The organism is Pseudoalteromonas porphyrae (assembly GCF_001298125.1).
Taxonomy (GTDB): Bacteria; Pseudomonadota; Gammaproteobacteria; order Enterobacterales; family Alteromonadaceae; genus Pseudoalteromonas; species Pseudoalteromonas neustonica.
In genome coordinates, this window is the sequence record NZ_LHPH01000041.1 from 1 (window position 1) to 8,338 (window position 8,338).

An 8,338-nucleotide genomic window follows, 5' to 3' on the forward strand; every position below is an offset into this window, starting at 1 on the left:
CGCTTGATTGGCTTGGATAACCAAAGAGTGGTAGAAGGTATTTACCATATCCAAACACTTAATAATTATATGATGCGCTGGAAGGCATGGTTAAGACGTTTTAATGGCATTGGTACAGACTACATTGAGAATTATTTAAGCTGGTTTAGGTTTATGGAAGATAACACTGAGTATTCAGATCAAACATGGATAAAAGAGGCATTATGATATGAATTTTTAATACCCACACTCAACTACAACATAGCCATGTATGGACAGTGGTTTGTGTTTTGTCCAATATTACTGATCTCTACCATTTTGGGGTATTTTTGCACTTGTAAAAAGTTAGACAAAGTTAACTAATTGTTTACAGGTGTTTATTTGAGGGCTAAGATAAATGCATTGTAATATATGGACATTTGTCGGTTTATAAAACGACAAATGTCATAGACAAAATTGTTGAACAAAGCCGCTACGCGGAGCTAGCAACCTTCAGCATAATTGCCACACTTGTCATTGGGACTTCCCCCATTTACCGGAGAAAACCAATGACCCCATTAAGACAACGCGTCATAGACGAGATCCGTTTAAGAGGCTACTCACCACGTACCGAAGAATCTTATATAAATGCACTCGCTCAGTTAGCTAATTACTACGATAAATCGCCTGACTTAATTAATAAGGAAGAGCTTGAGGCGTATTTTAGGTATGTAAACCTAACACAGCACTTGTCGCGTGCAACGATTGCAGTAAAACTCAATGCCGTTAATTTTTTATATAAATATGTACTACAGCGCTCATTCAGCATTGATATTGTATTGCCTAAAAAAGCACACAAAATACCGATACTGCTAACACGGGATGAGGTTCATCGCCTGTTTTTAAATACGGTATCTGCACAACAAAAAGTCATGCTTTGTATTTGCTATGGCTGTGGACTCAGAATAAGTGAATTACTGAATTTACGGGTTGTTGATATTGAATTTAGCCAAGACTGCCTATGGGTTAGAGCAGGAAAAGGGAATAAAGACCGTCGTGTCATATTACCTAAAAGCGCAGCAAGGCGATTAAACGCTTATATAGCAGGCTTTTCCCTTGGCAGTATACTGTTTTGTACTAATTGGGATAAAGAAAAAGCGATAGATGCAAAAACGTTTAGTCGTGGATTAAAACGTGCGGTAGCGCGGGCTGACATTGCAAAAAATGTATCCGCGCATAGTTTGCGTCACGCTTATGCTACACATCAAATTGAAGCAGGTATGCCGCTTCACCAGTTACAAAAGCAGTTGGGACATACGAGTATTCGTACGACAGAGCGTTATTTACACTGGTTGCCAGAGATGGCACATAGTAGCCATGATTTAATGGCTGCGTGGGAGGAGGATTAAGATGGCAACGACGCATCATGTTGCAGATATCTTAGCGCAACACCTCAGTAACTATAAAAAAGTCCATGCATTAACCTATCAACAACAGCGAGTGTGTCAGCACATACAGGACTGTCGAACAGTTAAGTTAGGTACTCAGCAATGGCAGTGTGATCGCTGCGAGCATAATAAAACAGTGTACTGCGCATGTAGAGATAGACACTGTCCGCAGTGCCAAGGGCATGTTAGCGAGCAATGGAGTGAACAACAAAGTAAAGATGTTATCAATGCGCCTTATTTTCATCTGGTATTAACACTCCCTCATGAACTAAATGGATTAGCAAGGCAATATCCGCGTGAGATTTACAGCTGTTTATTTCATGCTGTATGGCAAACCCTCAGTCAGTTTGCGCAGCGTAAAAAACAGTTACAAGGCACGTTAGGAATGACTGCGGTGTTACATACATGGGGGCAAAGCCTTGCTCAACATATTCATTTGCACTGTTTAATTCCAGGTGGCGTATTAACATCGTCAGGTGAGTGGCGCGGTGTTAAAAAGCCGTATTTATTTGCAGTAAAAGCCTTAGCAACCGTGTTTAGAGCAAAAATGCTAGCAGCCATTAGGGCACATAAACTAACGATACCTCAAAGCGAATTGCTCATGAAAAAATCATGGTGCGTACACAGCAAGGTGAATTTGACCGAGCCGAAAACGGTGTTGAAATACCTTGGGCGCTACACACGTAAAGGCATGTTGCATGAAGGACGACTCAAACAGGTAACAAAAGAAAGTGTCACGTTTAGCTATAAAGACTACCGAGACAGCAAAATAAAGCGAATGACATTAACGGGCATAGAATTTATCAGGCGCTATTTACTGCATGTGCTCCCAAGTGGATTTATGCGAATACGACACTACGGTTTTTTAGCCAGTGCGTGTAGAGCCAAAAAGCGGGATATTATCAGCGCACAAATAGGTAAGTATGAGGCTGTAAATCAAGGAAAGTCAGAGACACCAGTGCCGGTTAGCGTTAATTGGCCGTGTCCATCATGTAAGCAAGGGCGGCTGATACTGAAAAGCCTCTGTATAAAGGATGCAAAAATAGACGGCCTAGCGACGGGAAGCATCATAATGAATAGTGGTTAATAGTAAGTCGAACCGTTAAAAATAACTCGTTAACTAAGTTGGTGTAACAGAGGATCAGCTTAGATGTGGTGCAGCCTAAAATAAGCAAAAAAGATAACAGCAGGCAGAAACGCTATAAAAAAGCGTAGAAATGAAATTAATGAACAGTAACTAACCCGTCTAGTAGTAAAAGGGTGTCCAATAAAACTGCAATCAACGACTTCCCTAAAAAAGAGAATTCCTATAGCATTAAGCATACCAATAAAAATGTTGAGTGAGGAGTATGCTTCGTTCAACAAGGTATTTATACGATACAAACAACGTAACGTATAAATACTAAGACGTTAGTTTCCTGTCGAGGTTTCGTGAAAAAATTTGCTCTTGCTATATCAATTTTGGCCTTAGTTGTTTTCTATTTTATTCCAAAAGAACATAGTGAAATTGAAAAGTTTAGCGATAAAAATGATAGTGAAAACGCTGTTTCTAAAGACTTAAAGCGCAAAGAAAAATCAACGATTGAAACTGATATAGGTGTTAGTGAACTTGCATCCGCAGAAGAATACTTACTTGAAGCAAAAGAAATACGTCGTTGCAGCGCAATACCCAAAACTCAAGATGAACTTGATAAATGGATGAGCAAAGTAAATGAGGTGGGTGAGCCCTACGAGTATATCGAAGAGGTTTTGTCTCGTTTTGAGCGCTGTTCACAATTTAATTTTATATCTGATGATTTTGTTGAATTACTTTTTAAAGCAATTGAATTAGGTTCCGATAATGCCGTAGCAGAGTTATGGGCTGTTTCGGATAGAGAATATTTTCAAAGTAAAGGCTTAGATGAATTAAGCAGAGAAGACACAATAAAGCAAAGAGTTAAATTTAATAAATTGAAATACCGCCTTTCCGAAAGTGTTGCTTTGACTGGTGGAGAGCAGTCAATATTAAGGCTGGTAAAAGAGTATCAAAATTACGATCCTGACACTGGAAACCCAAACTATTTAAAAGTCATAGCATATGCAGACTTTGGGTTAAAAATAGTAGAGGATAACGATATTTACTTGAAATTAGATTTTATCAAGCAGCGTATTCATCAAAATATGGAATTTCAAGATATTGAACAGGCGCAAATGCTAACTGAAAAGTTGTTGAATAAGTTTGGTAAAAATGGAAACTAACAAATCACTTAAAAGGACAAATAACAGTTGGCTATTTGCTCCTTCGTCGCCTATTTTAGCCAACAATTATTTGCCTCTTAGTGAGGCGTTGTGGCTGTAGAATTACTCTTTTTTAAGAAAAACAGCCAGTTTTGTGGGTCCTAAATGCATTGCTTAGTGCTTTAAAAACGCTTAGAGTTAATTACAGGAGCTCGTTTTTTAATTGAATTTGGCTGTTAGAGTTATTCTACAGCCTCGTTGTGGCTGTAGAATTACTCTTTTTTAAGAAAAACAGCCAGTTTTATGGGTTCCAAATGCATTACCTAATGCTTTAAAAACGCTTAGAGTTAATTACAGGAGCTCGTTTTTAATTGAATTTGGCTGTTAGAGTAATTCTACAGCCTCGTTGTGGCTGTAGAATTACTCTTTTTTAAGAAAAACAGCCTGTTTTATGGGTTCCAAATGCATTACCTAATGCTTTAAAAGCGCTTAGAGTTAATTACAGGAGCTCGTTTTTTAATTGGATTTGGCTGTTAGAGTTATTCTACAGCCTCGTTAGGTTTATTCAAGGTAATCAGGTGTATCGAATTCTTTTAGCGTGTTCTTTTCTGGTTTGTGTCTACTTTTCTATAGGTGCGTATATACTTTACGCACAAATACCACGCTATTTATTTCCAAATATTGTATTAACTGCTAAAACTCAAGAACTACATAAATTTGAGTTTTACGACTCATTTAAAAATGAATTACTTGTTCGTGAATATGGAGGTTCTGAAGATCGATGTATTATATTTTTCCCTGGTAGGCATGGTGGTGTAAAAAAATATGAAGAAACACTTTTTAAAACATTTCAAACTAACTACTTTAAGGTGTTTTCTATATCGTACTCTGGGCAAGATGGTGCTATAGGACAAGTTTATGATATTGCAGTATTAGTTAAATTAATTACTGATGCAATGAAAGCTATTTCATTAAAATGTCCTCCTGAAAGAACTATTATTTATGGTCGTTCTTTGGGAGCAACTGTTGCTGCTCACTCTGTAAGGGAAACAGAGATATCAGGAGTAATTTTAGAAAGTGTCGCTCCATCTTTATCGGTTGCAGTTAATAACCACCTAAATTCAAAGTGGTATTTAAGTCCTCTCAGAGCCTTACCAATAAGTACCTTACTACCAAAAGACTACGACTTAAGCGAACCTCTATCTTTATTAGTAACAACACCTGTTAGTATTTTTCAAGGTACTAATGACTCGCAGACTCCTTTAAGTCAATTGCAAAAAAGCTGGAATTATGGTGATAATGTATTGTTACATGAAGTTAAAAGTGCTGATCATTCAAATACATATATACAAGCAACAAACGAAATTGTTAAAGTAGCAAAAAGTATGTTGGTGCAACCATAAACCTAACAAGGGTTTTCAAGTCGGACTCGTAACAGTTTGCTCAGTTCCACTTCGTTACACATTTTAGCAAACTATTTCTCGCCGCTTAAAACGGCGTTAGTGCGTCAAGTGAAGCTTGATGCATCTTGCAGGGTGCAAGTCCCTGTCGGGTAAGGTTTAACTCACCACCCGTATCGAGTGTTGCGCCTATGGCGGAGCTGAATTTTTTTTCAGCGAACAAGATAGGTGAAGCGTACACAGAGAATTAAGTAGGCCACAGGGGATTATGTAGGCCATAGGGATTATCGTGATCCTGAAGTGCTGATATCGCTCCGATAAATACAGTCTGACTGACGAGGTTTGTAACGCCACTGAAGTCCATGCAAAGCAACCGTAATGAGTGAGGTTGTGGCGAGTCAGCGGAGTTATTAAGCCGTGGCATGGTTAAAGAGATGCATTAGCTTTTATTGGCGGATGGCTCTTTGAGAGAGCCAAGGGTGTTCCGCAAGGACGCGGTAGGGAAGCTAAGCCAAAAGCAAGGCCAACGATGACCCTTTGGCAGTCAGACCAGCTCGTAGTAGTTTGAGACGGGAAAGCCGATCACATGGCGAAGGGGCTGCAGTTATATCACGTGTTTAGCAGACACATAGGCCGGACAATGTAGGGCTGGAACCACTATGATAACCGAACTAAACGCGATCACATTTAAATCACAGCGACACCCCAAACACAGGTTTCAGAACTTATACGGATTACTAAGGGAAGATTGCTTGTATAAAAGTTGGGATCAGCTCAATAAGCAGGCTGCGGCCGGTATTGATGGCATTACCATGCCTGTTTATAAGCAGCAACTCGTTAGCAACATTACTCGACTGAGCGATGCCCTTAAGCATAAGCGCTTTCGAGCCAATGACATCAAACGTGTCTTTATTCCCAAAGGAAATGGCAAACAGCGACCGCTGGGCTTGCCCACGGTGGATGATAAATTGGTGCAACAAGGCGTGAGCCAGATATTGCAAAGTATCTGGGAAGCGGACTTTCAGCCCAATAGCTATGGCTACCGACCGAATAAAAGCGCTCATCAGGCGGTGCACAGTTTAGCGTTGAATCTTCAGTTTAAAGGATACGGTTACATTGTTGAGGCCGATATTAAAGGCTTCTTCAACAACCTCGACCACGATTGGCTGATGAAGATGCTCAAACAACGCATTGATGACAAAGCCATGCTGAGTATAATCAGCCAATGGCTTAAAGCCCGTATCAAATCACCGGAAGGGGTGTTTGAACACCCGAAAAGCGGTACACCGCAAGGGGGGATCATTAGCCCAGTACTGGCGAACATCTATTTGCACTACGCACTCGACTTATGGTTTGAAAAGAAAGTAAAACCTCGAATGCATGGTCGCGCGATGCTCATCCGGTATGCAGATGATTTTGTGTGTGCGTTTCAATACGCCAACGACGCAGAGCGATTTTACAAGGTGTTGCCAAAACGACTCAAGAGGTTCAACTTAGAGGTAGCAGAGGATAAAACCTCACTGCTGCGTTTCAGTCGATTTCATCCGAGTCGCAGACGGCAATTTGTGTTTCTTGGCTTTGCCTTTTACTGGGCAAAAGATGCGCAAGGAAAACCTCGACTTAGGCGGCGCACAGGGGCTGAAAAGCACCGCGCCAGCATGAGCGAGTTTTACCAATACATAAAAGCCAAACGGTCAACCAAGCTCAACACGTGGATGCCCCAACTGAAACGCAAACTGATGGGATACCGAAATTACTTTGGCCTGCCAGACAATAGCCGTAGCCTAGATAGACTGTACAGCTATGTGCTGCACAGCTATGTGCTGCACAGCTTATATAAATGGCTGAATAGGCGAAGTGGAAGGCGCAGTTATAATTGGAGTAATTTCAAGAAGATGTTAATGTATTACGCAATAGAGCGGCCAAGAGTGAGTAAGCGATTTATTCATGTGGACTGGTACTAAGTACGTGGTGATTTACACGCGTGAATATATAACTGAAGAGCCGGATGCGGTAGTTCCGCACGTCCGGATCTGTGTGGGGTCGGCCCAGTAATGGGTGATTGAAACTATCGAACTAAGAGTTATCTATGAAGAACTATAAGTTATTTTTTTTGTCGGCCCTTGTTGCGTTATCTGGTTGTGCTGGTCCAAAAGCTAAAGACTTGCGCACCCCCGATAGCGTATATCAAATCAATTTAAAGGATGATATTGATTATATTCATCATCAAGGTTTAATGAAAATTGAGTATACATATACTCTAAAATCAGGCGCCTATGTTGGATCTTTCCTAGGTAAGAATGGCACATACTATCAATGTGAAGGACGCTGTGTTGAGGTTTTGTGTCCAGAGGTGCCATTTAATAACGGAAGTTTCGAGGGCGGGCTTTGGGTTTCAAATGAAGAACCAAAAACCTATAGATTTTATACGGTTATAAATGATGATAAAGAAATAGGTTCTGAACAGGGAATGCTTGTTAGAGGTTTGGTTCTACTAGATGTTGATAGACTATCAAAAGGGCCAAAAATTTCAGATGAGTCGATTGTAGAAAGTTTATCTGTAGCATTGAAAAATAAAATTTTAAAAGCTAATTAAATTATCTTCTTGGGCTTTCATAACAAAGCAAATCAAGCAGAAAGTCTTGTCATTGCGTCTGCAGTGCATGGATTCGCCATTATTGCACAACAGCCACAATGCCAAGCCTTCCGTTGTTTGCGGCGTTACAGGGAAGTCTTTTGAGCATCGCAGAGGCTGGGTTGAAGATAAGCTGATTGGATTAGCCAAGGTGTTTTGCACACTCATTTAGTCTTGTATGTTGATGATAAAAAAGCCAATAGACTAAATGATAAAGCGATTGTTATTCGCTGGCATAAGCTGTGTAAAGCAGAGCGCATCTTTTTAAACCAAACAGTTGAGCAATACCGAGAGCGCTTAGCAAGTATCAGTTGGTTTATGCGATTATTAAATGAAGACATTGCGCGTAAAGCCAATAAGGAAGATAACTGCACAGGCCGATTTTGGGAAGGCCGCTTTAAATCCCAAGCATTATTAGATGAAGCCGCACTCGCCGCCTGTATGGCCTATGTAGATTTAAACCCAATCAGAGCAAAAATGGCGCAAACACCGGAAATATCTGACTACACCAGTGTACAAAAACGCATTGAAAACGCAACAGAGGGCAAGCAACCAAAAAAATTATTGCGTTTTGCCGGTATGCCACGTCAAATTATGCCAAAAGGGCTACCGTTTGAACTTAAATCTTACCTTGAATTGGTTGAATTAACAGGGCGTTGTATACGAGAAGGCAAACGCGG

At 40.3% G+C, this 8,338-nt stretch carries 6 protein-coding genes and 2 pseudogenes; all 8 read left to right on the forward strand.

The window, feature by feature from the left end:
* Nucleotides 1-207 (forward strand): annotated as a pseudogene (locus ADS77_RS22410) (IS1595 family transposase); the annotation flags it as partial.
* 320 nt (nt 208-527) lie between these two features.
* Complete coding sequence (locus tag ADS77_RS20830; RefSeq protein WP_054456128.1) at nt 528-1,367, forward strand: tyrosine-type recombinase/integrase; 840 nt, start codon at nt 528-530, stop codon at nt 1,365-1,367.
* Nucleotide 1,368: 1 nt separating this feature from the next.
* Nucleotides 1,369-2,493, forward strand: coding sequence for an IS91 family transposase (locus ADS77_RS20835; RefSeq protein ID WP_235575834.1), 1,125 nt, complete (start codon nt 1,369-1,371; stop codon nt 2,491-2,493).
* 344 nt (nt 2,494-2,837) lie between these two features.
* The gene (locus ADS77_RS20840; protein ID WP_054456129.1) at nt 2,838-3,644 is read left to right on the forward strand and encodes a hypothetical protein; all 807 of its coding nucleotides are present in this window, start codon (nt 2,838-2,840) and stop codon (nt 3,642-3,644) included.
* 557 nt (nt 3,645-4,201) lie between these two features.
* Nucleotides 4,202-5,026: an alpha/beta hydrolase gene (locus ADS77_RS20845; RefSeq protein ID WP_054456132.1), complete on the forward strand. Its 825-nt coding sequence runs from the start codon at nt 4,202-4,204 to the stop codon at nt 5,024-5,026.
* A 749-nt stretch (nt 5,027-5,775) separates the two neighbouring features.
* The gene (ltrA, locus tag ADS77_RS20850; protein WP_235575836.1) at nt 5,776-6,987 is read left to right on the forward strand and encodes a group II intron reverse transcriptase/maturase; all 1,212 of its coding nucleotides are present in this window, start codon (nt 5,776-5,778) and stop codon (nt 6,985-6,987) included.
* A 125-nt stretch (nt 6,988-7,112) separates the two neighbouring features.
* The gene (locus tag ADS77_RS20855; RefSeq protein ID WP_054456136.1) at nt 7,113-7,619 is read left to right on the forward strand and encodes a hypothetical protein; all 507 of its coding nucleotides are present in this window, start codon (nt 7,113-7,115) and stop codon (nt 7,617-7,619) included.
* 67 nt (nt 7,620-7,686) lie between these two features.
* A pseudogene (locus tag ADS77_RS20860) lies at nt 7,687-8,338 on the forward strand (transposase); the annotation flags it as partial.